The organism is Streptomyces sp. NBC_01217, assembly GCF_035994185.1.
Classification (GTDB): domain Bacteria; phylum Actinomycetota; class Actinomycetes; order Streptomycetales; family Streptomycetaceae; genus Streptomyces.
This window is the reverse complement of record NZ_CP108538.1, coordinates 3,830,792-3,855,623: the sequence shown is the minus strand read 5'-3', so window position 1 is coordinate 3,855,623 and position 24,832 is coordinate 3,830,792. Positions and strand designations below refer to the sequence as shown.

22 protein-coding genes, 2 tRNA genes and 2 pseudogenes are annotated in these 24,832 nt (G+C 69.3%); 15 read left to right on the top strand and 11 right to left on the bottom strand.

Annotated elements, in window-relative coordinates; genetic code table 11:
• Positions 1 to 75 precede the first annotated feature (75 nt).
• Together cbiE and OG507_RS16935 are read left to right on the top strand one after the other, a co-directional pair.
• The gene (cbiE, locus tag OG507_RS16940) at positions 76 to 1,344 is read left to right on the top strand and encodes a precorrin-6y C5,15-methyltransferase (decarboxylating) subunit CbiE (RefSeq protein ID WP_327368026.1); all 1,269 of its coding nucleotides are present in this window, start codon (positions 76 to 78) and stop codon (positions 1,342 to 1,344) included.
• Between the two features lie 41 nt (positions 1,345 to 1,385).
• Positions 1,386 to 2,138 (top strand): cobalt-precorrin-6A reductase, encoded by a 753-nt coding sequence (locus OG507_RS16935; protein ID WP_327368025.1) that lies wholly within the window; start codon positions 1,386 to 1,388, stop codon positions 2,136 to 2,138.
• A gap of 33 nt (positions 2,139 to 2,171) precedes the next feature.
• On the opposite strand, the gene OG507_RS16930 is transcribed toward OG507_RS16935, so the two are convergent.
• Positions 2,172 to 2,798, bottom strand: a complete 627-nt coding sequence (locus OG507_RS16930; protein ID WP_327368024.1) for a precorrin-8X methylmutase — start codon at positions 2,796 to 2,798, stop codon at positions 2,172 to 2,174.
• Positions 2,799 to 3,210: 412 nt separating this feature from the next.
• Here OG507_RS16930 and OG507_RS16925 point away from each other — a divergent pair, with 412 nt between their 5' ends.
• Positions 3,211 to 3,468: a hypothetical protein gene (locus tag OG507_RS16925; RefSeq protein WP_327368023.1), complete on the top strand. Its 258-nt coding sequence runs from the start codon at positions 3,211 to 3,213 to the stop codon at positions 3,466 to 3,468.
• Positions 3,469 to 3,592: 124 nt separating this feature from the next.
• Here the strand turns inward: OG507_RS16925 and OG507_RS16920 are convergent, their stop codons facing one another.
• Both OG507_RS16920 and OG507_RS16915 read right to left on the bottom strand, forming a co-directional pair.
• Positions 3,593 to 5,932, bottom strand: a complete 2,340-nt coding sequence (locus OG507_RS16920) for a heavy metal translocating P-type ATPase (RefSeq protein ID WP_327368022.1) — start codon at positions 5,930 to 5,932, stop codon at positions 3,593 to 3,595.
• 524 nt (positions 5,933 to 6,456) lie between these two features.
• On the bottom strand, positions 6,457 to 6,714 hold the full coding sequence (locus OG507_RS16915; RefSeq protein ID WP_327368021.1) for a hypothetical protein: 258 nt from the start codon (positions 6,712 to 6,714) through the stop codon (positions 6,457 to 6,459).
• 196 nt (positions 6,715 to 6,910) lie between these two features.
• On the opposite strand from OG507_RS16915, the gene OG507_RS16910 reads away from it, so the two are divergent.
• On the top strand, positions 6,911 to 7,072 hold the full coding sequence (locus OG507_RS16910) for a hypothetical protein (RefSeq protein WP_327368020.1): 162 nt from the start codon (positions 6,911 to 6,913) through the stop codon (positions 7,070 to 7,072).
• 143 nt (positions 7,073 to 7,215) lie between these two features.
• Positions 7,216 to 7,300, top strand: a tRNA-OTHER gene (locus OG507_RS16905).
• 173 nt (positions 7,301 to 7,473) lie between these two features.
• Here OG507_RS16905 and OG507_RS16900 read toward each other — a convergent pair.
• The 3 genes from OG507_RS16900 to OG507_RS16890 form a co-directional block, all read right to left on the bottom strand.
• Positions 7,474 to 7,553: transfer RNA gene (locus OG507_RS16900), tRNA-Ser, on the bottom strand.
• Positions 7,554 to 7,633: 80 nt separating this feature from the next.
• On the bottom strand, positions 7,634 to 8,794 hold the full coding sequence (locus OG507_RS16895) for a DUF7933 domain-containing protein (protein WP_327368019.1): 1,161 nt from the start codon (positions 8,792 to 8,794) through the stop codon (positions 7,634 to 7,636).
• 169 nt (positions 8,795 to 8,963) lie between these two features.
• Positions 8,964 to 9,781, bottom strand: a protein-coding gene (locus tag OG507_RS16890) for an IS5 family transposase (protein ID WP_442810986.1) whose coding sequence is annotated in 2 segments (ribosomal slippage) — positions 8,964 to 9,439 and positions 9,439 to 9,781 — 819 coding nt in all. Because the reading frame shifts where the segments join, the coding sequence is not laid out codon by codon here.
• 456 nt (positions 9,782 to 10,237) lie between these two features.
• Between OG507_RS16890 and OG507_RS16885 the strand changes: the two are divergent.
• Positions 10,238 to 10,381: pseudogene (locus OG507_RS16885) on the top strand (ATP-binding protein); the annotation flags it as partial.
• 218 nt (positions 10,382 to 10,599) lie between these two features.
• Here OG507_RS16885 and OG507_RS16880 read toward each other — a convergent pair.
• From OG507_RS16880 to OG507_RS16870, 3 genes are all read right to left on the bottom strand, one after another.
• Positions 10,600 to 11,322 carry a dienelactone hydrolase family protein gene (locus OG507_RS16880; RefSeq protein WP_327368018.1) on the bottom strand — a complete coding sequence of 241 codons (723 nt, stop codon included), beginning with the start codon at positions 11,320 to 11,322 and terminating at the stop codon, positions 10,600 to 10,602.
• Between the two features lie 209 nt (positions 11,323 to 11,531).
• On the bottom strand, positions 11,532 to 11,678 hold the full coding sequence (locus OG507_RS16875; protein WP_327368017.1) for a hypothetical protein: 147 nt from the start codon (positions 11,676 to 11,678) through the stop codon (positions 11,532 to 11,534).
• 302 nt (positions 11,679 to 11,980) lie between these two features.
• Complete coding sequence (locus OG507_RS16870) at positions 11,981 to 12,565, bottom strand: GNAT family N-acetyltransferase (RefSeq protein ID WP_327368016.1); 585 nt, start codon at positions 12,563 to 12,565, stop codon at positions 11,981 to 11,983.
• Between the two features lie 682 nt (positions 12,566 to 13,247).
• On the opposite strand from OG507_RS16870, the gene OG507_RS16865 reads away from it, so the two are divergent.
• The 5 genes from OG507_RS16865 (at position 13,248) to OG507_RS16845 (ending at position 19,771) form a co-directional block, all read left to right on the top strand.
• A complete protein-coding gene (locus tag OG507_RS16865; protein ID WP_327368015.1) occupies positions 13,248 to 16,700 on the top strand; it encodes a CHAT domain-containing protein in 3,453 nt (1,150 codons plus the stop codon).
• Complete coding sequence (locus OG507_RS16860; RefSeq protein WP_327368014.1) at positions 16,697 to 17,365, top strand: hypothetical protein; 669 nt, start codon at positions 16,697 to 16,699, stop codon at positions 17,363 to 17,365. The genes OG507_RS16865 and OG507_RS16860 overlap by 4 nt, the downstream gene beginning before the upstream one ends.
• A gap of 514 nt (positions 17,366 to 17,879) precedes the next feature.
• The gene (locus OG507_RS16855) at positions 17,880 to 18,503 is read left to right on the top strand and encodes a DUF6230 family protein (protein ID WP_327368013.1); all 624 of its coding nucleotides are present in this window, start codon (positions 17,880 to 17,882) and stop codon (positions 18,501 to 18,503) included.
• A 76-nt stretch (positions 18,504 to 18,579) separates the two neighbouring features.
• Positions 18,580 to 19,062: a DUF6114 domain-containing protein gene (locus OG507_RS16850; protein ID WP_327368012.1), complete on the top strand. Its 483-nt coding sequence runs from the start codon at positions 18,580 to 18,582 to the stop codon at positions 19,060 to 19,062.
• Positions 19,052 to 19,771: a hypothetical protein gene (locus OG507_RS16845; protein WP_327368011.1), complete on the top strand. Its 720-nt coding sequence runs from the start codon at positions 19,052 to 19,054 to the stop codon at positions 19,769 to 19,771. Before OG507_RS16850 ends, OG507_RS16845 begins: the two co-directional genes overlap by 11 nt.
• Before the next feature lie 349 nt (positions 19,772 to 20,120).
• Here the strand turns inward: OG507_RS16845 and OG507_RS16840 are convergent, their stop codons facing one another.
• Positions 20,121 to 20,687, bottom strand: coding sequence for a Uma2 family endonuclease (locus OG507_RS16840; RefSeq protein ID WP_327368010.1), 567 nt, complete (start codon positions 20,685 to 20,687; stop codon positions 20,121 to 20,123).
• Between the two features lie 150 nt (positions 20,688 to 20,837).
• On the opposite strand from OG507_RS16840, the pseudogene OG507_RS16835 reads away from it, so the two are divergent.
• The 3 genes and pseudogenes from OG507_RS16835 to OG507_RS16825 form a co-directional block, all read left to right on the top strand.
• Positions 20,838 to 20,999, top strand: a pseudogene (locus tag OG507_RS16835) (oxidoreductase); the annotation flags it as partial.
• A 65-nt stretch (positions 21,000 to 21,064) separates the two neighbouring features.
• On the top strand, positions 21,065 to 21,352 hold the full coding sequence (locus tag OG507_RS16830) for a transposase (RefSeq protein WP_327368009.1): 288 nt from the start codon (positions 21,065 to 21,067) through the stop codon (positions 21,350 to 21,352).
• A gap of 5 nt (positions 21,353 to 21,357) precedes the next feature.
• A complete protein-coding gene (locus OG507_RS16825) occupies positions 21,358 to 22,260 on the top strand; it encodes an IS3 family transposase (protein ID WP_327368008.1) in 903 nt (300 codons plus the stop codon).
• Positions 22,261 to 22,434: 174 nt separating this feature from the next.
• Here the strand turns inward: OG507_RS16825 and OG507_RS16820 are convergent, their stop codons facing one another.
• A complete protein-coding gene (locus OG507_RS16820) occupies positions 22,435 to 23,895 on the bottom strand; it encodes a SulP family inorganic anion transporter (protein WP_442811102.1) in 1,461 nt (486 codons plus the stop codon).
• A 444-nt stretch (positions 23,896 to 24,339) separates the two neighbouring features.
• Between OG507_RS16820 and OG507_RS16815 the strand changes: the two genes are divergently transcribed.
• Complete coding sequence (locus tag OG507_RS16815; RefSeq protein WP_327368006.1) at positions 24,340 to 24,753, top strand: MerR family transcriptional regulator; 414 nt, start codon at positions 24,340 to 24,342, stop codon at positions 24,751 to 24,753.
• Positions 24,754 to 24,832: the final 79 nt, after the last annotated feature.

Genomic DNA, 24,832 nt, shown 5'->3' with positions numbered 1-24,832 from the left:
ACCTGGCCGGTGTTCGGGCGCGGCCGGACAGTAGAGTTCGGCTGCGTCAGCCCCCCGAGCACCGAGGTACCGGCCGTGACCCTTGCACCACCCGAACACCCCGCCCCACCTGCGGTGACCGTCGTGGGAATCGGTGCCGACGGATGGGCGGGACTGACCGAGGCGGCGCGCTCGGAGCTGGTCGGCGCACAGGTCCTGATCGGTGGCGAGCGGCAACTGGGACTGCTCCCGTCATCGTGTCCGGGACAACGCGTGCCGTGGCCCTCGCCGTTGCGGCCCGCCGTCCCCGGCCTGCTCGCCGCGCACGCGGGGAGCAGGATCGCCGTCCTGGCCAGTGGCGACCCGATGTTCTACGGAATCGGCCGGGCCCTCACCGAAGTGCTGGGCGCCGACGCGCTGCGGATCCTGCCGCACCCGTCGTCCGTCTCCTACGCCTGCGCCCGCATCGGCTGGCCGGTGGAGGACACCGAGGTCGTCACCCTGGTCGGCCGCCCCGCCGCCCGGCTGGCCGCCGCCCTGCACGACGGCCGACGGCTGCTGGTCCTCAGCGCGGACGCAGGCACTCCCGCCGCGGTGGCCGGGCTGCTGAGCGAGCAGGGCTTCGGGCCCAGCCGACTGCGCGTGCTCGAACAGCTCGGCGGGGCGGACGAAGCGTGTGTGGAGGGCACCGCGGAGCACTGGCCGCACCCACCGGGCGACCCGCTGAACGTCATCGCCGTCGAGTGCCGGCGCACTCCCGACGCCCTGCGGCTCGGCGCCGTCCCCGGCCTGCCCGACGAGGCGTACGAGCACGACGGGCAGCTCACCAAGCGTCACATCCGGGCCGCCACCCTCGGCGTGCTCGCGCCCGCCCCCGGCGAACTCCTGTGGGACATCGGCGGAGGCTCGGGATCCATCGCGATCGAATGGATGCGGACCCATCCGTCCTGCCGCGCGATCACCGTGGAAAGCGATCCGGCACGGGCGGAACGCATCGCGCACAACGCCGACCGCCTCGGGGTGCCCGCCCTGCACGTGGTCACCGGCCGGGCCCCTGACGATCTGGCCGAACTGCCCGTGCCCGACGCGGTGTTCATCGGCGGCGGCCTGACCGTGCCCGGCCTGCTCGACACCTGCTGGGACGCCCTGCCCGCCGGGGGCCGGCTGGTCGCCAACACGGTCACGCTGGAGTCCGAGGCACTGCTCGCCGAGCGGTACCGGCGCTACGGCGGCGACCTGGTCCGACTCGCGGTCGCCCACGCCGTCCCGGTCGGTGGCTTCACCGGCTGGCGGCAGGCGATGCCCGTCACGCAGTGGTCCGTACACAAACCCGCGAGCACTCCGGGCTCCGGAAGCAACAGCTGACCGCGCCGCCCTCCGCCTCGCCTCGCCCATGGACGGACCCGATGCACGTACTCGTACTCGGCGGGACGACGGAGGCCCGCCGCCTCGCCGGGCTGCTGGTGGCGGAGCTCCCCGGGGCCAGGGTGACCAGCTCGCTCGCGGGACGCGTGGCCGGTCCGAGACTCCCCCCGGGCGAGGTGCGCATCGGCGGCTTCGGCGGGGCCGACGGGCTCGCCGCATGGCTGCGTACGCACCGGGTGGACGCGCTGATCGACGCCACCCATCCCTTCGCCGGGACGATCGGCTTCCACGCGGCCGCTGCCGCCGCTGCCGCCCATGTCCCCCTGCTGGCGCTGCGCCGGCCCGGCTGGGTGCCCGGCGACGGCGACGACTGGCGCCCGGCGGGTTCCCTGGCGGAGGCCGCGGCGGCACTGCCCGCGCTGGGGCGGCGCGTCTTCCTCACCACCGGACGGACCGGGCTGTCCGCCTTCGCCGGCCTGGATGAGCTGTGGTTCCTGATGCGTTCGGTGGACGCCCCGGACGCGCCGCACCCCGCGCGGATGGAGGTGCTGCTCGACCGGGGCCCGTTCACGCTCGACGGGGAGCGCGAGCTGATCCGCCGCCATCGCATCGATGTCGTCGTCACGAAGGACAGCGGCGGAGCCGCCACCGCCCCCAAGCTCACCGCGGCCCGCGAGGCGGGGATTGCGGTCGTGGTGGTCAGGCGCCCGCCCGTTCCCCCCGGCGTCCCGGTCGTCGGCGCGCCGGAATCGGCCGTCGCCTGGCTGCGCGAGCACGTCCTCCACAAGGCGTAGCCGACGGCGACCCGGGCCCGCACGCCCGCACGCTCATTCCTCCTCGCTGGCGATCGCGTTGAGGACGGCGGCCGCGATGGCGCTGCCGCCGCGACGGCCTCGCACGATCAGATGCTCCAGCCCGGACGGGTGCGCGGCCAGGGCGTCCTTGGACTCGGCGGCCCCGACGAAACCGACCGGCACGCCGATGATCGCGGCGGGCCGCGGTGCGCCCTCCTCGATCATTTCGAGCAGCCGGAACAGGGCGGTAGGCGCGTTTCCGACAGCGACGACCGCGCCGTCCAGCCGGTCGCGCCACAGCTCCAGGGCGGCGGCGCTACGGGTGGTACCCAGCCGCGCCGCGAGGCCGGGCACCGCCGGGTCGGACAGGGTGCACACCACCTCGTTGGCCGCGGGCAGCCGCTTGCGGGTGACGCCGCTGGCAACCATGGCCACATCGCACAGGACGGGCGCACCGCCCCGCAGCGCGGCACGGGCGCGGGCCACCACGTCCGGCGTGAAGGCGATGTCGCGTACGAGGTCGACCATGCCGCAGGCGTGGATCATGCGGACCACGACCTGGCTGACATCGGCGGGCAGGCCTGCCAGATCCGCCTCCGCGCGGATGGTGGCGAAGGACTGGCGGTAGATCGCCGGTCCGTCCTTCTCGTACTGGTGCACAGCGCTTTCGCTCTCTTCATCGGGCGTGGAACGGTCAGGTGTTGGGGGTGTCGGGCGGGTAACGGGTCAGCCGCGACCGCGGCGGCGTGAGCGGAGGTCGCGATCTCCGCCCCGTACAGGGAACATCCGATCGCACCCGGACCTGCACACATGCAGCACTCCCGCGTTCCTTTGCTTTCCGGTCGACCAAGGGCAGCATCGTCGAGGCCGAGGACGACGCAGCCCGAGTCGCCCCACGGGCGTCCCCCAAGTCGGCGAACCTCAAAGCCCTCAGGCTTCGCGAGGTCGTCCAACGCCGCTCCTGTCTGCTGTCGTTGATACCGGTCGTAGCTGTCTGATGACACGCCTGCCGTGAGGCGCCGCGCCAACTGTTCCCGTTCTAAAGGAGATCATCTTCTGGGAGGATTTCGCCATGTGGATGGCAGTGTTGGGCTTGATTCTGCTACTCAGTGTGGCATCGGCCATCAACCAGGCGCGCAAAGGGCGGTGGTACACCGCTGGTGGGATCCTTTTCCCGACCCTGGGCATTGACCTGATGGTGTTTGGCGCAGTGGAACGGCAAAGCCTGTTGCTCTTCCGGCTGGGTATCGTCCTCGCCGTCGTCGGGTTCGGCATGGAGTTCATGGCCTACTGGAGGACTCGTGCTTCCGGCGCCGAACGAGATGCCTGAAGTCCCAGGTCGAAAGAGCGCGCATGCGGATGGCATCTGACCTGGCGCGATGCTGGCTCGTGCCACGGCGCTCGCGCATGGCGATGGCCCGGGACCGGACCATGTGGGGCCGCAGGGGGCGATGTCACGGGGCCAGTGAGAAGTAGTTCTCCTCCTCCTGGGTGAAGTGCAGGCGCAGGACGGTGTTCAGCCCGTAGAGGCAGGAGCGCAGGTCGTCGAGTTGCCCGGGGGCCAGGCCGTCGTCGGCGTGGGCCAGTTGCAGGTGGGTGGCGATGCGCCGGGAGAGGCGTTCGATCTCGGCGTGGGCGCGGCTCATGGTGGCGGTGGCCTCGGGGCCGCCGAGGGTGGGGGCCAGGGCCGGGTAGAGCTGGTGTTCTTCGGCGTACTCGTGCGGCAGCAGCCGTTCGGTGAGCAGCCGGTGGGTCTCTTCGACGGCGGCGAGGGCTTGCGGGCCGGGGCTGTCGGAGAGGCGGTCGGCGGCGTCGCGTACGGCTTCGAGGACGTCCTGGAGGTCGTCGTGTTCGGCCGCGAAGCGGTGGATGAGTGCTTCGGCGCCGGGGGCGAGGGCGGGCTGCGCGGTCCGGTCGACGCGCAGGGCGCGCAGGGCGTTGAGGATGACGGCGACGTCGATGCCCTCCTGGAGCAGCGCACCGGCGGCGGGTGGGAGCAGGCCGAAGGCGGCTGCGGCCATGGCTGCCAGGGACATGAGCATGCCCCCGAGAGCGCTCTGGACGGCGATGCGCCGGGCGCGTTGGGCGATGATGACGGCGTCGGCGAGGCGGTCGACGCGGTCGGTGGTCAAGACGATGTCGGCGGCCTCGGAGGAGGCGGTGGAGCCGTGTGCTCCCATGGCCACGCCGATGTCGGCGGCGGCGAGGGCGGGGGCGTCGTTGACGCCGTCGCCGACCATCAGGGTGACCGCGTGTTCGCGTTCGGCGCGCACGGCGGAGACCTTGTCGGCCGGGCTGAGCTCGGCGCGTACGCCGTCGAGGCCGAGGACGGCGGCGATTTCCTGGGCGGGTTCGGCGCGGTCGCCGGTGAGCATCAGCAGCCGTTCGATACCCGCCGCCCGCAGGAGGCGCAGGGTGCGTGGCGCGTCGGGCCGTACAGGGTCGCGCAGCAGGACGGCGCCGGCCGGCCGGCCGTCGACGGTGAGCCAGGCGACGGCCGCGCCGTCGAGGAGCGCGCGGTTGTCGACGGCTTCTGCCCAGGGCGGCTGTGCGTCCGAGGTGTCGACGCGGCCGATGGAGACCTGGTGCCCGTCCACGGTGCCCGAGGCACCCCGTCCGGGTTCCTCGGTGACGTCCGACGGAACCGACAGCTCCAGCTTGCGTTCGCGGGCCGTGTCGACGATGGTCCGGGCCAGGACGTGCGGCGAGTACTGGTCGATCGAGGCCGCTAGGCGGAGTATTTCCGCCGGTTTCCGGTCCGGCGCGGCGGTTACGTCCAGGACACGGGGGCGGCCGCCGGTGAGGGTGCCGGTCTTGTCCAGCAGGAGGGTGCGGGCGCGGCCGAGGTTCTCCAGGGCGCCGCCGTCGCGGATGACCACACCGAGGCGGGAGGCGCGGGAGAGGCCGGAGACGATCGCGATCGGCGCGGCCAGCAGCAGGGGGCACGGGGTGGCGACCACCAGGACCGCGACCGCCCTTACCGCAGAGCCGCCGACCAGCCAGGACAGTCCCGCCACCACCAGGGTCAGGGGCAGGAACCACGCCGCGTAACGGTCGGCGAGCCGCACGACGGGCGCGGATTCCGCCCCGGCCTGCTGGGCCAGGCGGACGATGCCCGCATAGGTGCTGTCCTGCTCGGTTGCGGTCGCCCGAAGCTCGAAGGCGCCGCCCGCGTTGACCACACCGCTGCGGACCCCTTCGCCATTCGCCCGTTCGACCTGGAGAGGCTCACCGGTGAGCACCGATTCGTCGAGGACGGCGGAGGTGCTCTCCACCCGGCCGTCCACAGGGACCACTTCGCCGGGACCCACGACGAGCAGGTCACCGACGACAACCTCGGCCAGCGGCACTGTGTCCACCCCGGCATCGGTGCGGCGGCGTGCCGAGCGCGGCGCGTGTTCCAGCAGGGCGCGCAGGTCGTGGGAGGCACGCCGCTGGGCGGCGGTTTCGAGGGTGCGGCCGGTGGCGAGCATCAGCGCGATCAGGGCCCCGGCCAGGTACTCGCCCACAGCCAGGGTGCCGCCCAGCGCCAGTACGGCGATCAGGTCCACGCCCGCGTGCCCGTGCCGCAGCGCGGCCAGCACCCACCCGACCGCCGGGAGGACGGCGGATACGGTGCCCAGGCCCCAGAAGAGGTCTGCGAGGCTGCCGTCCCCGACGAGCCAGGCGATGCCGCCGGCCACCAGGGCCGCCGCTGTGACGGCCAGGAGAACGGGTTCGAGCCGTGGCGGGACGAACGCGCCGGTCAGGAGGCGCGGCCGTGCGGTGGGGGTGGGGGTGGGGGAGTTGTGCATGGCGCACCTCGGTCCGTCCTGCGCGGCGACCCTCGGTCCGGTCCTCCTCCATCACATCGCGGCACCCGGCGTCTCCGGCAGGGGCCGAACGGTCCCGTCATCAGGGCCGTACGACGGTGTGGACGTCTGCCGTTCAGGTCCGGCCGTCGTCCATGTGCAGGGCCGGAACGCTTGTGCAGGGCCGGAGCGGGGCAGGCGGCCTCATGTGTGCCGAACCCGTCCCGCTCGGCCACTGGGCCGGGAGTGGTACCTGGTGACGAGGACGGCCGGGCGGACTCCGTAGGAGTGCCCTTGGCCGTGATCTGCGTCCGGCCGATCCAGCCGGCTGCCGGGGCGCACGCGATGGTCTCGATGTCGATGTCGATGTCGATGTCGATGTCGAAGTCCGAGTCGGTGTCGGCCGTGAAGTCCGCAGCGGCCTTGAGCGTGGTGCTGCCCTGCGGTGCCATCTCGTTTCCTTCCTGTGCGGGCGGATGTGCCTTGCTGCCCGATCCGGAGCGCTCTCCACGCTCAGGGCCAGGTGATCAGGGCCCGTGTGTGCGTCCGGTCGACGTGCGGCCCACGGGAAGCTGCGTGTCCGGCGTGCCCGCCGTCGGTCCGTGGCCGATTGCGCCCAGATCGAACCGGTCCGGCATGTCGGTGCAGCGGACTGTGCGGTAGGCGAAGCTGTTGCCATCGACGAGAGTGGGCACGCCGAGCGGCGAGACCAGGCCGCGCTTGCGGGCGGCCGGTGTTCCTGCCAGGAGCGGCGAATCGGCCCGAACGACCGCGGCTCTGGTCACTCTCTTGATGCCAAGGTCACGCACGAGGACGCGCCGCTCACGGGCTGACCAGTTAGTTGCTGTCGCATGTCAGCGTCGATTCGCCTGGGACAGCTTGGATGCGGCCCGGATCCTTGCTCTTGTGGGCAGGGATCGGGCACGGTTGCGTTCTCATCCGCAGCCCGACAAGCGCTCGGCTGACGCTTCCCGGTCAGGTATGACGAGCGTCATGAGCTGGGGTGCCAGTGTGGTGGTTTCGATCGATCCGGACGACTGGGTCAATGCTGAGGCCCTGGGTGATTGGCTGCGTGAGGAGGCACCGTGGCGCAGACAGCCGGATCAATTGACTTCCGCCGCACGCTGGTTCGCCCGCCGCTGAGGTTCGACGTTGGGCGGAGTCGTTCCCGCCTGTTGGCGTCAGCGGTTGATGTCAGGAATCGGTGCCCTCTTGACGAACCTGTGCTCGCCATTCCCGGTGAGAAAAGGATGGGCGCGCCAGCAGTGAGTGGATAGGTTCAGTCCGGCCACGCGTCGTCCAGCGGCCCAGGACACCGCACTCGGGTTCGCCCCGATGCGGAAACCCCGGTTCGAATCCGGGCGATGGCCACCCTCGGCTCGCATGCACCACTTCGCGGGAGGCGAGCCACCTCGATCCACCACTCACCCCAGCTCCCGTCCCGCCCGCCTTCGGCCCACACATACGGCCCCGGACGAGGAGTCCGAGGCCGAATGGAAAGTGCTTCCCTGGGAGAGAAACCCCAGGTCAGTGGCTTAACGTGCTGCGCCCGGCAGGATTCGAACCTGCGGCAGCCGCTTTGGCGGTTCGATCGCCGCGTGGGGCGACCTCATGGAACGGGCCCTCATGGCTGTCTGCCCTCGTGCGGCGATCTGTGCCTCGCCGGGATCCGCCCGGTCCCGGCGAGGCGAGGGACCTGGTCGGCTAGCCGTTGACGCAGGCGTTACCCGTTGCCGGGTTGAGTACTCCGAGGACGTTCACGGAGTTGCCGCACACGTTGACGGGGATGTCCACCGGGGCCTGTACGACGTTGCCGGACAGCAGGCCGGGCGAGCCTGTCGCGGTGCCCACGGCTGAGTCCTTTGCCATGACGGTCAGGGTCGCGGGGTCCGGGAGATTCAGGCCGACCGTGGTGATGGATTCGGGGCGGTTGACGTAGGTGCCGGGCCTGTTGGTGGTGACGTCCACCGTGACCGTGCAGGACTTCTCGCCGACGGCCAGGTCGCCGCCGTCCAGAGCGACGGACGCACCCCCCGCCGTCGCGGACACCGTGCCGTTGCCACAGGTCGTCGATGCGTTCGCATTCGAGGCCACCTCCACTCCGGCGGGCAGGTTGTCGGCGAAGCTGAAGTCGTCCTTCGCCGCCAGTTCGCTGGTGTTGGTCACCGTCATGGCGAGTGTCGAGGTGCCACCCTGATCGATCGTGGCAGGACCGAACGCCTTGTCCAGCTGCGGTGTCGCATCCAGGATCCGGATGTTGTCGAATGCGTGGTCATTACCGAACCAGTCGCCTTGCTCATTGACCAGCTTGATACCCAACTGGCTGTCGTTGAACAGTACAGCTCTGTTGCCGGCGAACGTCCCGGCCCTCAGCCCGCTTCCTTCGGGATAGGGCTTGGAGTTGGGATCGGTACAGGGATTGATGGGGGTGGTGAAGGTAGGGATGTCCGACCCGTTGCCGGTCAGATAGAACTTCAGCAGCGGGTTCGCTTGGTCGCAGTTCATGGCGGCTGCGTCCACTGCGAAGGTGATGTAGCGGTTCGGCTTCGCGATCGGGATCGGCTGCTCGGTCCGGAACTCCACCCGGTCGGCGCCGGGTGGCACCCAGTTGGTGTAGGCCGCGACCACGTGGTTGGTCGGCGGATTCGTTCCCCCCACCTGCCCCAGCGCATTGGCCATGTCCTTCAATACTGCCGGGCAGTTGGGCTGATCAGCACCGGTCTGATTGAGGATGATGCCGTTGCACTGGTCGTGGTCAAGCCACGAGGGGTCGGCCGTGTACGTCGCGTTGAGCGGTGGAGCGCCGACGTAGTCCTCCAGGAAGGTCGGAGTCTCGCCCGTGTTTTCGAAGTCCTCGACGAACACCGTGACCGGGGTTTGCGGGGCCCCCGGAGTGCCAGGTGCATGCAGGGCGTTCACACCCGGCGACATGACCAGGGCCTGGGCTTGAGAGACCAGCGGGGCACTCGCGATCGCAAGTGCTGCCAGGGACACCGATACAGTGCGCGTGCGCCGGGAAAGCTTAGAGGGTGTCTCACGTGGCAAGTTTCGCGAGTTTCTTGTAGCAGGTCAGGACGGCGGCCAGGCCGAGGAAGGCGAGGAAGTGCGAGCCCTTTCGTTCGTACCGGACGGTGAGGCGGCGGTAGCCGAACAACCAGGCGATGGACCGCTCGATCTTCCAGCGGTGCCGGCCGAGCCGTTCGCCGGATTCGATGCCCGGCCGGGCGATGCGCGGGATCAGCCCCCGTTCACGCAGCCAGGCGAGGTGGTCAGCGGAGAAGTACGCCTTATCGGCGCGGAGTTTGACTGGGCGGCGCCGACGGGGTCCGCGCCGGGAACGGATGGCGGGTATGCCACGGATCAGCGGCTTGAGGGCGAGGCTGTCGTGCATGTTTGCGCCGGACACGGCGATGGCGAGTGGGATGCCCTGGGCCTCGGACAGCACGTGCAGTTTGCTGCCCTTCTTGCCGCGATCGACCGGGTTCGGCCCGGTCAGCGAACCCCCCTTTTCGCCCGCACCGACGCGGCGTCAACGATTGCGGAGGTCCAGTCGAGCTCGCCCCTGGCGCCGAGTTCGTCCAGGATCGCCCGGTGCAATCGGCGCCACAGCCCCGCCTGGGTCCACGCGGTGAACCGACGGTGTGCCGTCGCGGGCGACACCCCGAACGTCTCCGGCAGGTGCCGCCAGGCGCACCCGCTGGTCAGCACGTACACCACCGCCGTGAACACAGCCCGCTCATCCAGCGGCGCAGTCCCACCACCCTGCGGACGGGAGTTGAACGACGGCAACAACGGGGCGACGAGTTCCCACAGACCGTCAGGAACCAGCCGCTGCGACAGATCGGCACTCACGAAGAGACATCATGCCGCAGCTCACACCATCACCACGTGAGACATCCTCTTAACTGTGGAAATTTCCACCATCTCTTTTCCAATCACCACGGCGTACAAGCAACAGCGGACATGGGCAGAAAATGGCGCAGTCCAGACCACGAGCTATGCACCCCGATAGGCAGGTCGCCTTAATCCCATCACACTCCCTAAAAAAAGGCGGCCAGCTACCTCAGTGACTGCATATTTCACTGTGTTGGCTGAACCGGGAACGGGCGCTGTGGGCTCATACAGTAATTTGATCCAGCAATGTAATTCATGAATGTGCGTCTTCCGGAAATTTCCAGCGAGTTCGAATTGATGTCGGTGGAACGGGGAGGTGGCTGAAGCCGTGGAGCCGACCGGCCCAGCCGCGGAGGCGGCGCGCGTACGCGCCGTGCGCGGACCATGCTGTGGCGCCGGAGGGTGTTTTCTCCCGTGTGGGAGTTCCTGCCGGCGGCGCTCAGCGATCCGGTCTCGGCCTTTCCGGTGTCGGCAAAGAGCTTGCTCGCCGCGGAATTTCCCCAGCAGATGCAAGCCCGCACCGTCCTTTCGGCGATCGGCAGTGAGCGGACGTTCTCGACAGCGCCGACGATCGACCTGCCGAGGTGTTCCGTAAGGGGATCCCTCAACGGAACACCGGCCGACGGGAACGGAGCCCCAGGTCAGGGTCTTCCGTACAGGTGTTCCGCGAACCGTCCCGGTGAAGGCGGCTATACGGACCAACCCGGGACCTGTCCTCGATGACGGCATCCTGGCCGACACCGCCTACCGTCTGCTGACCGCCAGACGGCCCGGCCTCACTTCAGGTGCCGGTCCAAGAACCTGCACCCGTCCTCCAGCTCGAAGCGCGGGGTGCCGGTGTGCCCTCCCAGATTGGCGTGCAGCGTCTTCTCCTTGCTGCCGAAGGCGTCGAACAGGTCCAGGGCCCGTTGCCGAGGGTTCCCTTCGTCGTCCCACTGCAACAGGAACAGCAGCGGAATGGTGACCTGCCGGGCCTCCTCGCGCTGGGCACGGGGCACGTACCCCCCGGCGAAGAAGCCTGCGGCCGCGATGCGCGGCTCGGCCACTGCCAGCTGAATGCCGAGGGCGGTCCACCCCCCGGAGTACCCGACCGGGCCGCCGATCCCGGGCAGTTCAAGGAGGGCGTCCAGAGTGGTCTGCCATTCCGGGACCGCGTTTTCGACCAGCGGGCCGATGAAGGACTCCAAGATCTCGTCGACCGGCTCGCCGGCCTGCATCGCCCGCCGGAGGTCGGCACGGGCCTGCTCGTCGGCGGCGGAACGGGGACGGTCACCGCACCCGGGGGCGTCGATGGTGGCCACCGCGTAGCCGCGCGCCGCGGTGTACCGGGCCCGGGCCACCAGCCGGGGATCCGCCTTGGGCAGGCCGTTGTTGTGGGCCATCAGGACCAGCGGTGCCGGTGCGGATCCAGGCGTCCACAGGGTGCCGGGGATCTCGCCGAGGGTGAATTCGCGTTCGAGGACGCCGTCGTCGAGGCGCTGTTCGGAAGTGAAGTGCATGGTCGTGCCTTTCGGGAGTGCTCAGAGCGGCGCTCCCGGACGACCTATCGCCCGACCGTGACCCCGGAGGGGAGCACCCATGTCGATACTGCGTTCACGGGTACCACCTCCTCGTTCTCTCGCACGGCCTCCGGGAAAGTAGCAGTGGTCGCCGTGGCTCGCCAAACGGGTTTTTGCGGAGGCTTCGTGGCCGGATGCCACGGAGCCACTCACCCAAAGGCCAAGCCGGCCCGGCGCACATCCTTGAGATCGCCCATCTCCTCGGGGTCGGCCTCGCCCAGGACCAGCTGCCCCCGGTAGCCCTCGTACTGGGCTTTCGGAGTCCTCCGACCGCCGTTGTCTCGACTGGACAACACGAGACCGCCCGACTCCAGGGGCTGACTGCACTCGGGAGGGGACGGGGCGTCGTCGGCCGTATGACGAACCCCAAGTGGTCGGCTCCGGAAGTCCTTCGGGGGTTGCCCCCGGCACCGGCGGGTGGGTTCGGGGGTCGGGTGTCAAAGACGGTGGGGTAGAGGTCGATTCGATCGCCGGCCGAACAGAGCCGCAGGCATCTCGCGCGCGTCCCGCGCATGCTCCATGACGTTCGACAGGACATCCGCTTCAGCTCACGCGGACCGGACGGCGGCCCCCCTCAGCGGCTCCATCATCGTCCCGCTCATCCCTCGGAGCGCAGGCGCGCGTGCACGTGCACGTCGTGCCGACCGTCCGACTGGAGCCATGCACTGCGGAGCACGCCCTCCGCGACGAAGCCGGTCTTCTCCGCCACGCGGCAGGACGCCGTATTGCCGATGGCGTGTTTGAGATCAAGACGGTGAAAGCCGGCGACTTCGAAGGCCCAGCGCGCCATCGCGTCGACTGCCCGCGGACAGACGCCCTTTCCTCGGGCGGCTGGTACGGTCCAGTAGGCGACGTCGGCGGCACCGTCTGCGAACTTCAGCCCCTTCAACGCGGCGCGAGCCAGCAGGACATCGCTCGCCGAGTCGACCACTGCCCAGTGCGCACCGGTCTCGGCCGCCCAGCCGCCCTGCCAGCCTGCGATCCACTCCCGGGCCTCGGCAGGGGAGTCGGCCCGCTGCACATGCCAGCGCTGGATCTCCCCGTCCTGGTAGGCGTCCATGACGGCCTGGGCATCGCCGGGATTCCACGGCCGCAGCAGCACGCCGCCGCCGGCGGTCAAAGTGGGCTGGGACCGCGCAGCGAGGGAGCCGACCGGAACTGTTGGGTCGACGAGAACAGACATGGCCCGGATTATTCGAGATCGCCGGCCACGTTGTCCAGAGCCGGACCGGCTCCGGCGGGCTGCGGCCGACCTGGTCCACTTCTGCTGATCGTTCTGCCTGCCCTGCCTGTTGCCACCGCGCGCCCGATGGTCCCGACTGCCGCCGAGCGGCACGGCACCGGTTGAAGAAGCCGGCCCGGGGTCACAAGACCGAGCACCAGGCTCGGGTGCGTGCGCGGTGCCGCTGTCGCGGTGGTCGTGCCGGAACCAGTACGTCATCAGCGCGGACGAGAAGACCTCCATCCTGGCCTACCTGTCCGCCTGCGATGTCCCGCGCGAGCGTGAAACGCATGTTCTGGGTCGTGGTCAACGGCTCCTCCCACCGCGGCAAGAAGGCCGCCGCCCGCCCGGCCGCCGCGTTCCCCAACGCGGTGCTGGTCCACACCCCGTGCACGCCTCCTGGCCGAACCAGGTGGAGATCTTCTTCTCTGTCGTGCAGCGCAAGCTCGTGGCGCCCAACGACTTCACCGACCTTGCCCGGGCCGGGGTCGCCCATGCCCATGCCCATGCCCGTATACCTGCTCTCCAACGGGTATCTCACAGCCGAGAATGTGCTCGGCAGTCCCGCGGAGAGCGAGCGGGTACGACCAGGGCCGTGCCATTGTTGAACCCGTTGATGACCGGTTGGCGCGGGGGGAACGGCGTGCGGCTGTCGCGGGACATCACTGGGTGGGCGTTCACGGTGGAGGTGGACGGTGTCCGGCATGCCGGACTGGCGGTAGGACTGGCCGGCATCAGCCCGTTCACCGCCGGTGACGGGGCCGGAGGCAGCCTGTTCACCCGCGCGAACGGCTGGTGGGGCCTGCCGGCGCTCCTCTCGCTGAACGAACTGCCCTTCGGCCACCCTGTCGATCACAGGTGGTGTGTCACGCGGGATGACGGAGGCGTGCTGTCCGTCCTCAGCCCGGATGGCGCGGACTTCGTGCACGACCTCTGCCCGGAAGAGCCGCCGGGCTGGCGGGAGGCGGCGATCGCCTCGGGTTCGGTCATGCTGGTCGTCTCCCATGTGCTGCCGGCCACGGACGATCCGATCGGCGCGCTCGACCTCGAGACGCGGCAGGGGATGGTGTGTGCCGGCCCCGTACGCTTCGGCGAGCCGGGCCACGAACCGCGTGATGAGAAGGACAGCGCGCCGACGGTCAGGTTCCTCATCGACCCGGTCGGCACGCTGATGGAGCTGGCACATCACGTGTGCGACCGGATCCTGTCGTTGTCCCAGGCGAAGCAACAGGCGCGCGAACTGGAGCAGACGCGAAAAGCCCTGGCGGAACACGCGGACCAGGCGCTGCCCGCCGAGGCGATGGTGGAACTGCTGTTCCGGGACGAGTTCCTCGACCATCGCGGTCTGGTCGAGTACATGTACGTCTACTGGAGGCTGGTCGCCGAGGTCGCCGACGCCTGCGGGGCGGAGGCCGCCTGGCGGGACGCGGCGCTCCGTACCGTCGAGTCGGCCGTCCACCTGGTGGCGGACCGGTGCGATCGCGCGGTGTTCGAGGAAGCCGACGCGGTGGTGTCACGGCTGATCGACAAGCTGAGCGAGCCCGCCGAGCTGGAAGCCGGGTTGCTGGCCGCCGCCCGTTTGCGGATGGCCACCCGGGGAGCGGAGGACTTCGCCGCCGATCACTACGCCCGCGGGATGTGTACCGTCTGGTCCGCCCGGCTGGACGCGGACCTGTACCGCACGTGGTTCACCGACGAGGAGCCCTTCCAAGCCGAGTCCCACCGGCTGGTGGCGGAGGCGGGACATCTGGTGGTGCGCGCGCTGGAGCTGGACGGCGGGTCGCGAAAGCCCCGGCTCCTGGCGTTGTTGGCGCAGATCCTCGCGGACGAGGAGGGAGTTCACCGGGATGCCGCCGGTGCCGCGCTGTCGGCGTGGCTCGACTCGTCCACCGCCGACGATCCGGATGTCGCCCTGTTCCTGCTCAGGGTGGTGGACGGGATTCCCCCGGCCCTGGCCGACGGGTTGCCCAGGGCGGTGTTCGGGTCGCCCCTGGCCGACTTCGTCGCCGCCCATGGCAGCAACGTAACCGCGAAGGTGATCAGCCAGGGCGTCAACCTGGCCCGGGAACACGCCGACCGGCCGCTGCTGCGCACCGTGCTGGACTGGGCAGAACAGCTCGACGTCCGCTGGGACCCCGCCCACCGCCGGCAGTTGACCGAGGCACGGCTTCACGTGCTGCCCGACGACCCCACCGACTGCCCGGGGCCCGACCATCCGCTCGCGGCGTCGCTCCCGCAGTCCTCGCAGTCCTGGACCCCGGCGCAGCGGTCGGCGGCGCTGCTGCATACGGCCGCACACGCCCGCGACCTGCGGCAGCCGGCGCTGGGGCTGACCCTCCTGCGGCAGGCGGGCGACGTACGGAGCGAAGAAGCCAGACTGCTGACGGCGGACCTGTACCACCAGTCGGCCCAGGCGGGCGAGCCGGTCTCCAGCCCTGTCCCGTTCCCGTGGGGTTACTACGCGTACGCGGCACTCGGCTACGCCTCGCTCGGCTTCGAGGAACTGGCGCGGGCGAGCCTCGTGCCGTTCGTGCAGCAGGTGGGCAACCTCCACGGTGAAGAACTCCAGGCAGCGCTGTTCGCGATCATCGTGGACGTGCCGAACTTCGACACGAGCCGCACACCCGAACTCGGCGGGGTACTGCGCGACCTCGTGCACTCGGCGGTCTGGCAGCTCACCGCAGAATCCGAGACGCTGCCGATGGGGCTGATGCTCGGTCTGCACCAGGCGGGCAAGGGGCCGGAGCTGGGCGCATGGTGGCGGATCGACGGTCCGCTCGCGCTGCCCGCGCACATCCAGCACCTTCTCGGCAAGCTGCGCGACCTGGAGGATCCCGCCGCCTCCCGCGGTGCGTCCGGCACGTCGCCGCACCTGCTGAACGTACTGGACTCCGACCGCCGCCTGGGAGGCCACGACACCCAGCAGACCGCCCGTAACGTGCGGTGGCGCATCTCGTCGCTCATCGACGACGAGCTGAGTCGCCGCTCCGCACCGCTCATCGACGATCAGCGCCTCTGGGCGAAGACGCACGAACTGCTGGACGACCGGACCGTACTGCTGACCTGGTTCCTGCCCGCCGCCGTGAACGGCGCGGCCGTGCTTCTCGCGGTCACCAGGCAGGGCCGGGAGCTCATCGTGCACCTGGGCGACGGCGCGGACGAGAACGACGACCGGCACCCGGTGGCGGACCGGGTCGAGGCGATCCGGACGGAGGCCGAACGCGACCCGCTGTTCGGCGACGTGACACCGGAAGGCAGCCGACTGCTGCGGCAGCCGGGCGACATGCCGCTCGGCGGCAGCGAACTGTGGGACAAGTGGCGGGCCCGGGGCAAGGACCGGATCCTGGCGTGGCCGCACGGCGCGCTGCACTACCTGCCGCTACCGCTGTGCCGCACCGGGGACCGGATGATCGCCGACGACTGGACGGTCACCACCATCGCCGGCCTCGAAGCCCTGATGCCCACCGCAGGTCCCGTACGGCCGCGCCGCACCGCGGTGCTGGCCTCCGCCGACGGCGGCGTGCCCTACGGGCTGCACGCCGAACCGGCGCTGGAGGAGCACGCGCGGAAGGTCGCCGACGCGGTCGGCACGGACGCCGTCACCGGGTCCGCGGCCACGCGCGACAGGCTGCTCGCCGAACTGGCCACCGCGGACGTGGTCCACATCGCCGTACACGGGACGCTGGACCAGGACGCGCCGTGGATGCACTGTCTCTACCTCACCCCTGACCGTGACGACGACGGCCGGGTCTTCGCCTACGACTTCCTGGAGGCCGACCTGCGCGGTGTCCGCCTGGTCACTCTCGCCGCGTGCGAGTCCGCGCTGGGCCGGTTCGACCGCGCGGACAACGTCCGTGGCATCCCGTCGGCACTGATCACCGCCGGCGCGCAGGCCGTCGTCGGGTGTCTGTGGCCCGTACGCCCGGAGCCGGCCACGTACTTCTACCACCACATGCACCATCGGATCGCGCAAGGCACGGACCCGGAGCGGGCCTTCCGCGAGGCCCAACTCGCCACCCGTGCCCGGCATCCCCACTACCGTGACTGGGGAGCGTTCACCTACCTGCATGGTCGGAGCAAGGGAGCCGTGGCATGACCGAGGTCCGGTTGCACGATGTCGAGCTCGTGCCGGAGCGCACGCTCGGCAGCCCGGCCGACGACGAGCCGCTGCGCGGCAGGCTCACGTTCGGCTGGGACGTGCTGCCCGCCGACCACGAGGGCGTGCCCGATCAGTGGGCGTCCTACGTCAAGGCAACGCCCGACCGCGAGTTCCGGCAAATGCTGTTGGTGTGCTCGTTCCGTCCGGAGACACCAGCCGGCAAAGGTGCGTTCCGCCACGCCTCCCTGGGGGTGGCACTGTCCACACCGGACGGCCGGTCACGGCCCGTCGCGCGGCTGATCGACCCCGGCGAGCGCACCCGTCCGGTCGTCGGCTCCGACATGGGCATGAGCTTCACGGTCAAGGCAGGTCTGCTGGACGTGGGCGTGGAGAGGCCGTCGGGTGCGGGGCCGGAAAGGAACGAGTGGATCGTCCGCGGCCACGGCGCGTCCCAGCCGAACCCGCAGTGGGAGTTCCGTCAGGTCAAGGGCTTCCCGCTGGTCGGTGACCATCCGGTGGCAGCGCTGGTGGAACTCGTGCCCGATCGGCTGAACACGGCGGAGGTGCTGGTGGCGGCAGAGCTGGAGCACCGCAGCTGGGGGATCCGCCGCTACCGGGCACGGCTCGCGCCGTCGCCGCACGCCATCGTGCTGGCGGGGTGACCCCGCCCCATTCCGTCACCGGCGGGCCCCTGCGCCGAGCAGAGACGCGACACAGCCGTCGGACACTCGCCGCCGACGCGGACCGAGTGATTGGCGGGAGTGCGCAGTCAACTGCCAACCGCTGGAAGCTGCTGGTGAGCGCATTTCCGGAAAAACGACACCAGGAGAGGCGGGACATACTTCTGTCTCCAGCGAACCCCGGGTGGTTCAGTAGTGGAGGTCGACCGGCGGCCGGCGCGGATCCCGGGCGTACGTCACCGGTGTCTGTCGTCCCTGCCGCCGCAGAAACCCGACGTGCGTCCACTTGGCGGGGGTCGGCAGGTCGTGAACACCGACGGCGTCACTGCACTGCGTGTCATCCGGATGCCGCAACGGAAACCGCATCACCCATACGGCAGACCTGACGTGCCGTTGGGTGCCGGGCCGGGAAGCCTAGGATCCGCCACTAGAGAGAGGGACGTCGCCTGCCTCCGGCCGGCATCGGCGAGCCCACCTCATGACCGGAGGAGACGGGATGCTGCACCGCGCCGGCAAGACCTCCTGGAAGCGCTTTGCCGGCGTCCTCGTACCGAGTGTCATGGCTGCCACGGCCCTTGGTATCGGCATGGCGCAAGGAGCGCTGGCAGCGTCGTTCCTCATCTCCGGCCAGAAGTTCCAGGTGGCCATGGACACTCTGGACGTCCGTGGTCTGAGCATCTACGGCATGGTGGACGTGACCAGGAAGGGTGCCCTCGTGCCGGTCGTGGTCACCGGGGCCAGTCGTGCGGAGATCAGCGGACTGTGCCAGTCCGTCGTGGTCCCGATCCCAGCCCTGGGCCCGTACACGCTGAGGATCACCGGCGGCGAACGCAGACGGGTCGAGGCGAGGAACTTGTTCCTCGACGCGACATCCTTGTCGAGCGGGCAGGCCAATTTCGACGACCTCGACATCGGTGTGGCAGCGGGAGCGGTCAGCAAGGGCCCGATCAATCAGGGGGACAGGAACTCCCGGTTCTTCGATCCCAACGGCTTTGCTCAGCAGGCGGATTCGGCCCTCCTGCGCGACGTGCGCTTCACTACGGTCGCAGCCTCGGCCGCCACGTTCAACATTCCGGACCTCGATGTGCGGCTCAGACAAGGCAACCACGAGTGCTTCTGACTCACCGGCATGAAACACGCGTGTTTCGCGCCCGCTCGCCGCACACTCCCGCCGCCGAACATCATGGAAAGCCCACGTGTTCTTCGAACGATTCGGCAGGAGCCGGAACTTGCGCGTCGCCGCTAACGACGCCCGACGAGGATTCAGGACCTGGCGGGACGAACGTCCCTTCTGGGCAGGCCTGTTCACCTTCACCGCGAGCCTGCCCATCATCTACTTTCCGTACGCGCACTTGGACTTCGGCGCCATCCCACTGGCACTGTCGACCTCGGCAGGTGCGGGTTCGCTGATCATCGGGGTGCTGCTCGTGGTCCTTGCCATCTCCCTCTGGTTCCACCAGCAGGTGCACGTATTCGCGGGGATCACGGTCATTCTGCTCGCCCTCGTCTCGTTTCCCGTCGCCAATTTCGGCGGCCTCCTCATGGGGTTGATTTTCGGCCTGATCGGTGGATCCCTGGCCTGTGCGTGGATTCCTCCGACGGGCGCCCCCGAGTCGCAGCCCGCAGCGAACCGTGCATCAACGGCCATTCCCGCGGGTGAGGACCGCGGTGGGAAGTGACGACCTGACCGGCTGTGCAGCAAGCGGACCGGAGTCCGATCCCTGCCATCCGAGCAGTGCGGTGAACAGCCGCTGGGCCGGCCGACTGCTGCGACCCCTCGCCTGCGCACTGGCAGTGGCCGTCCTGTCCTTGGCCCTACAGCTCGCCACACCAGCGGCCTCGAAGGCATTGCTCACCCCTGGTGGCATCCGTACGTCCGATGCACCAGCAGGTGCCGGAACGCCGGTCGCCGAACTGCCGGACCGTCCGGCGAACGTCCCCTGGGTGCTGCGTGCCGACAGACTCGTGCTGCACGGCGGTGCCTTCCGCGGCGTGGTCACCGCCCGGACCGCGGCCGGGTCCGAGCGGGTGCTGAAGTTCACCGCACGGTCGCTGGGCTTCGACGACCTCGACCTGACGGCGGGCCGCGGCCATGCGGCGATGCGTCTGCGGGCCAAGTCCGCGACCACATCCACGGTCAAAGGCAAGGACGTGGTGACCCTGTACACCCAGAAGCTGTCCGGCACGCTCGTCGGACTGGGCGGCGATCCGCTCCCGGCGCACCGCAGCGTCACCGTCACCCCCGACGCGCTGCCCGCATGGCTCGCCCACCCCGCTGTTCCCACCCGCACAATCACCTTCGAGAACGTGACCGTTTCACAGGTCGCCCAGCTCAGCGGCGACATATCCATCGACGGGCCGACGACCCTCGGCGTCGTGGCCGGGTGACCGGAGCAAATCCGCTGCCTTCGGCAGATCAACGTCACCATGGACGTCTGCACGCACGTCGTGCAGGACACGCAGCGCGAGGTCATGAGCCACATCGGAGAGGGGTCACCTCCCGAACTCGTGAGGTGACCCCTCTCCGAACCGGTGCCCCGGCAGGATTCGAACCTGCGACGCCCGCTTTAGGAGTGGGGTCGAGTCCTTGCCGGGGGGTGCCTGGCGCTGCCGCACGGTGCTGTTTCCCCTGGTCAGAACCGCACGGCGAGCCACTTGATCCGGCTCATGCCGCTCTGTAGCGGGCCATCCGCTCGCGCATCGCTCACGCGCTGCCGGCTGCTGAGCAGCGCGTGGGTCAGATCTGGCCGAGGTCGATCTCCACCGGGAAGGGAGCCGCTGCCTTGAGGACGCCGGTGAACACGTCTCCGTCGCGGTAGGTCTTCGTCGCAGGGTCGAGAACGTAGGTGTATACGAGAGGAACGCCTGTCGCGGCCTGCTCGATCCGCCAGTAGAAGCCGATGCCTGCCTTGGCGTACTGGTCGACCTTCACGATCCGGTCGGTGGTCTCCGAGCCTGGCGACACCACCTCCGCGACCAGTAGCACGTGCTCAGGACGGGTGGGGGTGATGTCGATCGTGTCTGCGCGGTACACGACGACGTCCGGGCGGCGATTGGTGAGAGGGACGTCCTGAAGCCGGACGTCGAAGTCCGTGTCGGCGTTCCACTCCGGGCCCGAGGCGGCGTCCAGGGCGTTCGCCAGGATCCGGGCCAGCCGGTTGTGCCGCTTGGACGCACTCGGACTCACGACGACCATCCCGTCCACGATCTCGATACCGGCGCACTGCTCCTCGGACCAGGACTCGTACTCCTCCGCCGTGATCTGCTCATGCATCCATGCCGGGGCCGTCATCTCGGCCGTCATGAAGCACCTCCCGGACACTGTGCTGCGGGCCCGATCCCGTTGGAGTCAGCGTACTGTCTGCCGTCCGTCCGGCACGCTGATCTCGCTCACACCCCTCCCCGTCGGCCGGCATCCGACCAGTGAGCCCACGACAAGTGAGGAACCGGCGTCGGCCTGCGGAACGTCCCGGTCGGCAGCCGCGCCTTCGTCGAGGGACCGTACGGGGCGTTCACCTCGCTGCTCCGGACCCGGCCCGGCACCCTGCTGATCGCCGGGGGTGCGGGTATCACGCCCGTGCGGGCCATGCTGGAGGAGGAAGCGCCCGGTGAAGTTCCACCGTTGACTGGGACGGATGGGTCCCGGAGGAAGCAGTCCAGGTAGTGAGTAGCAAGAGCAGCATGAGCAAGCGGTATACCGCCGAGTTCAAGCGCGATGCCGTGGAGCTGGCGCTGGCCTCCGGCAAGACCGTTACCGAGGTCGCCCGGGACCTCGGAGTGAGCCCCGAGAGTCTGCGTGGCTGGGTCAAGCAGGCCAAGGCCGACCGGGGCCAGGGCCCCGAGGGTGCTCTGACCAGCGACGAGAAGGAAGAACTGCGGCGGCTGCGGCGGGAGAACCGGGAACAGCAGCAGACGATCGACATCTTGAAAAAAGGTCTGGCCTTCTTCGCGAAGGACACGATGAAGTAGGCCAATTGTGCCGCTTCATCGACGCGGAGAAGGCCGCCGAGGACAACCCCGGCGGCTACAGCGTCAGTCTGCTGTGCCGGGTCGCGGGCGTGAGCCGCTCCACCTGCTGCTCCTGGCTCGCCGCTCGGCCGGCGGTCGCCGGGCGTCGGCGTGTGGAGGACGAACTCGCGGAGGAGATAGGGGAGATTAACGCCGCTTCGCGCGGCGCGTACGGTGCCCCGCGCGTCCACGCCGCGCTGCGGCGAGGGGGCCGTGCGATCAGCCGGAAGAAGGTCGGGCGGATCATGCGCGAGCGTGACATCCGTGGCGTCACCCGCCGCAAGCGCCGCCATCTGACGAAGCAGGACACCAGGGCCGCCCCGGCCCCGGACCTGATCGGCCGCGACTTCACCGCGGCCGTACCCGGCACGAAGCTTGTCGGGGACATCACGTACCTGCCGACGATCGAGGGCTGGTGGTATCTGGCGACGGTCATCGACCTGGCGACACGCGAGGTGATCGGGTACGCGATGGCCGACCATCACCGCGCCGGGCTGGTCACCGACGCACTGCGGATGGCTGCGGCCCTCGGCGGCCTGCAGCCTGACTGCATCATGCACACCGATCGCGGCAGCGAGTACACGAGCAGCGAATTCCGCCGTGAAATAAGGAAGTTGAACCTGAGGCAGAGCATGGGGCGAACCGGTATATGTTATGATAATGCCGCAGCCGAGAGCTTTTTCGGACTGCTGAAAGCGAAGATCGGCACCACGGTCTGGGAGAGCCGCGAAGCGGCCCGCGCCGACGTCTTCCGCTTCATCGAGGTCGAGTACAACCGCACCAGGCTCCGCAAACACCCCGAGTTCGGGTACCTCACCCCACTCGAAACCCGAGCCAGGCTGCAACAAGACTTCACCCCCGCAGCGTAAGCAACCGCTGTCCACGATCAGGGTGGAACTTCAGGTGTCGGCGGCGATGCCGGTTGCGATGCAAGCGAGGTCGGCTCTTCTGTCGAGTGGGAGACCCGTAGCGAGAAGGCCGAAGACCGCCAGCGAGGATCAGTAGAAGTCGAAAGAGGCGCTTCGTGCTTCCCGGGGCTGGGGTCAGTGGCTGGTGAGTTCGCCGGTGAGCTTGCCGTGCAGGTCGGCGCTGGGGTCGTTCAGGCCGATGATCTCCACCGTCTTGCCGCGCTGGGCGTATTTGGCCTCGATGGCGTCCAGGGCAGCTACCGAGGAGGCGTCCCAGATGTGTGCGGCGGAGAGGTCGATGACGATCTTCTTCGGGTCGCCCGCGTAGTCGAACTGGCCGACGAGGTCGTTGGATGAGGCGAAGAAGAGTTCGCCGGTCACGGAGTAGACGACTGTGCTGCCGTCGGGGTCGGTGACGGCGGTGACGTCGGCGAGGTGGGCAACGCGCTTGGCGAAGATGACCATGGCGGTAATGGAGCCGATGACGACGCCGATGGCGAGGTTACTGGTGGCGACCACGCAGATCACGGTGATGACCATGACGGCGATCTCACCGGCGGGCATTCGCTTGAGGGTCTTGGGGGCGATGGAGTGCCAGTCGAAAGTCGCGCAGGACACCATCACCATGACGGCGACCAGGGCCGCCATGGGGATGTCGGAGACGACCGGGCCGAAGACGATGCACAGCACCATCAGGAACGCGCCGGCGAAAAAAGTGGAGAGGCGGGTGCGGGCGCCGGAAACCTTCACGTTGATCATCGTCTGGCCGATCATGGCGCAGCCACCCATGCCGCCGAAGAAGCCGGTGAGGATGTTGGCGATGCCCTGGCCGATGGATTCGCGGGTCTTGGAGGAGTGGGTGTCGGTGATGTCGTCGACCAGTTTGGCGGTCATGAGCGACTCCATGAGGCCGACCAGCGCCATGGCGAGGGCGTAGGGGGCAATGGTGGTCAGGGTGTCCATGGTGAAGGGCACGTCCGGCAGGCCGGGTACCGGCAGGGAGGAGGGCAGGTCGCCCTTGTCGCCGACGGTCGGCACCGCGATCCCCGCGGCAAGAGTGATCACGGTGAGGATGACGATGGAGACGAGCGGGGCCGGGATCACCTTGGTGACCTTCGGGAAGAACACCATGAGCGCCAGGCCGCCGATGATCAGCGGATATACGGCCCACGGAACGTCGTGCATCTCGGGGACCTGGGCCATGAAGATGAGGATCGCGAGAGAGTTGACGAACCCGACCATCACGCTGCGGGGCACGAATCGCATCAGCTTGGCGACGCCGAGTGCACCGAGGACGATCTGGAAGAGGCCGGCCAGGATCACGGCCGCGACGAGATACCCGAAGCCGTGCTCACGGTTCAGGGGCGCGATCACCAGCGCGACGGCGCCGGTCGCCGCGGAGATCATCGCCCGGCGGCCGCCGACGATCGAGATGGTCACAGCCATTGTGAACGAGGCGAACAGACCGACCGCCGGGTCCACTCCGGCAATGATGGAGAACGAGATCGCCTCGGGGATCAGTGCGAGGGCGACGACCAGGCCCGCGAGGACCTCGGTACGCCAGACCTTCGGGTTGTTCAGCCAGTCAGGGCGCATGCCGCGCAGCCGCGCGGCGGGAGACACAACGGAAGAAGACAAGAGGGAAAGAACCTGTCGTGCGCGGGCACGCCCCGTTCCTGGGAGGCTCGGGTGTGCGGGAGGACGCGGAAGTGCCGGGCTTGACATCCCGCGGGCGGCCCACCAAGTGTGGGCCGGAAGTAAGAAGGGGACGGAGCAAGGGCTGTGCGAAGGCACGGCCGGACTCACGTTCCGAGGCGAAGCGTCACGGCGGGCAGGCGGCGGCGATGGGCGTCATGAGCTCGCGCACGCTCTCTCCTGCAGGAATCGGATCTTCGCCGGGGGCGCCATCGGCCCCGACACGGCAGTGCGGGGCAGCGGGGCCGCCCTCGTCGAATGCAACTGTACCCTAACGTTAGAGTAGGGATGGTTGAGGTCGCTCGGACGCGGCCGACCACGACGAGAAGGGCCAGGACCACAGGCGTGGAAGACAAGCACATGCAGATCGGCGAAGTCGCCACGCGGACGGAGCTGTCCCTGCGCACCATCCGGCATTATGAGGAGACCGGCCTAGTCATCCCCTCCGCACGCTCCCAGGGTGGATTCCGTCTCTACACTGAGGCCGACGTACAGCGGCTCATGGTCATCCGCCGCATGAAGCCGCTCGGCTTCACTCTGGACCAGATGCGCGAGCTGCTGGAGGCCACCGACCGCCTCGATGGCGAGGACGCACTCGACGCCGGTGAGCGCGAGGCTCTGCTGGGCCGCGTGCACGAGTACGAGCGGGCCGCCAACGAGCAGGTCGACAAGCTCCGCGTCCAGTTGTCCCGAGCCGAGGACTTCGCCGCCACCCTCCGCTCCCGCCTGGAGCAGACCGTGCCGACTGTGCGTCCCTGACGCGGCGTCGTCACGCCGGGGCGGCGCCCCGGATGGACGACTGTGCGTCCCTGACGCGGCGTCGTCACGCCGGGGCGGC

Coding starts and splice junctions, on each gene's coding strand:
- OG507_RS16840 (WP_327368010.1), bottom strand. CDS start 20,687: ATGACGGCCGAGATGACGGCCCCGGCATGGATGCATGAGCAGATCACG.
- OG507_RS16860 (WP_327368014.1), top strand. CDS start 16,697: ATGACCGAGGTCCGGTTGCACGATGTCGAGCTCGTGCCGGAGCGCACG.
- OG507_RS16830 (WP_327368009.1), top strand. CDS start 21,065: ATGAGCAAGCGGTATACCGCCGAGTTCAAGCGCGATGCCGTGGAGCTG.
- OG507_RS16820 (WP_442811102.1), bottom strand. CDS start 23,895: ATGCGCCCTGACTGGCTGAACAACCCGAAGGTCTGGCGTACCGAGGTC.
- OG507_RS16870 (WP_327368016.1), bottom strand. CDS start 12,565: ATGTCTGTTCTCGTCGACCCAACAGTTCCGGTCGGCTCCCTCGCTGCG.
- OG507_RS16910 (WP_327368020.1), top strand. CDS start 6,911: ATGACGAGCGTCATGAGCTGGGGTGCCAGTGTGGTGGTTTCGATCGAT.
- OG507_RS16880 (WP_327368018.1), bottom strand. CDS start 11,322: ATGCACTTCACTTCCGAACAGCGCCTCGACGACGGCGTCCTCGAACGC.
- OG507_RS16855 (WP_327368013.1), top strand. CDS start 17,880: ATGCTGCACCGCGCCGGCAAGACCTCCTGGAAGCGCTTTGCCGGCGTC.
- OG507_RS16920 (WP_327368022.1), bottom strand. CDS start 5,932: ATGCACAACTCCCCCACCCCCACCCCCACCGCACGGCCGCGCCTCCTG.
- OG507_RS16935 (WP_327368025.1), top strand. CDS start 1,386: ATGCACGTACTCGTACTCGGCGGGACGACGGAGGCCCGCCGCCTCGCC.
- OG507_RS16925 (WP_327368023.1), top strand. CDS start 3,211: ATGTGGATGGCAGTGTTGGGCTTGATTCTGCTACTCAGTGTGGCATCG.